Below are 1,337 nucleotides of genomic sequence, written 5' to 3'. Positions count from 1 at the left end.
TTGGATTCTCCAATGCGCATTAGTGGCGAAGTGGTCCTACCTATTCGTCATCACCTCTTAACTAAGAGTGGAAATTTGGATGGCGTAACTACTGTTTGCGCTCATGCCCAAGCATTAGCGCAATGTCAGCAATGGCTGAGCGTGCATGCTCCACAATTAAAACGCCAAGCAGTCAGCAGCAATGCTGAGGCAGCTCGTATGGCCTCGATTGACCCAACGCTTGCGGCTATTGCTGGCGATCCCGCACAAGAAGCTTATGGATTACAGGCAGTTGCTGCACAGATTCAGGATGATCCGCATAACCGCACACGTTTTGTTGTGGTCGGCACTTACGAGTGCCAGCCTACTGGTAAAGATCAAACTTCATTAGTGCTATCGGTAGATAACCAGCCTGGCGCAGTACATCGTTTACTGGAGCCACTGGCAAAGCATGGTGTTTCCATGAATCGCTTTGAGTCACGCCCTGCTCGCAAGGGTACTTGGGAGTATCACTTTTATATCGATGTTGCTGGCCATGCACAAGACGCAAAAGTAGCCAAAGCATTAGAAGAGTTAAAAACAACAGCCGCTTTTTATAAAAATCTTGGCTCCTATCCCCATTCAGCATGACATCAAAATCTAATATCGGTTTAAAGCATATTCATGCGATAGCGCCTTATGTTGGCGGACGCCCTATCAGTGAGGTTGCACGCGAATACGGTCTTGATGAAAACAAGATTGTGAAACTCGCCTCCAATGAGAATCCATTGGGTATGCCGAAGTCCGCGCAAGATGCGATGCTTAAAGCAGCAGCAGACTTGGGTCGTTACCCAGACTCCAATGGGTTTGAGCTCAAGAATGTTTTGGCTGCACGCTTAGGTGTGCCAACAGATTGGATTACTTTAGGTAACGGTAGTAATGACATTTTGGAGTTGGCTGCACGTGCAGTTGCTCAGGCTGGCGATGAAGTCATTTTCTCTAAACATGCTTTTGCGGTTTATCCACTGGCAACACAAGCTGTTGGTGCTAAGGCGATTGAAGTGCCTGCTACTCCTATGTATGGCCATGATTTGCCGGCAATGCTTGAAGGAGTTAAAACTTCGGGTGATAAGGCTAAGCTGGTATTTGTCGCCAACCCTAACAATCCTACTGGCAGTTATTTAAGTGCTAAAGAGATTGAGGATTTCTTAATCGCATTGCCGCCGCATGTGGTGGTAGTTTTGGATGAGGCTTATAACGAGTACCTCTCTCTAGAGCAACGCTATGACGCAATTGCTTGGGTGAAACGTTTCCCCAATATGATTTTGTCTCGTAGCTTTTCTAAGGCATATGGTTTAGCAGGCTTACGTATTGGTTAT

At 46.7% G+C, this 1,337-nt stretch carries 2 protein-coding genes; both read left to right on the top strand.

From position 1 onward, the window contains the following. Positions 1-609, top strand: a 609-nt coding sequence (locus tag B7Y67_RS18235; RefSeq protein ID WP_293599845.1) for a prephenate dehydratase domain-containing protein, incomplete at its 5' end; no start/stop codon positions are given. Further along, on the top strand, positions 606-1,337 hold a 732-nt coding region (locus B7Y67_RS18230; protein ID WP_293599844.1), incomplete at its 3' end, for an aminotransferase class I/II-fold pyridoxal phosphate-dependent enzyme. The genes B7Y67_RS18235 and B7Y67_RS18230, both read left to right, overlap by 4 nt.

This window comes from Polynucleobacter sp. 35-46-11 (assembly GCF_002281105.1).
This window is presented reverse-complemented; position numbering and strand designations above follow the sequence as displayed.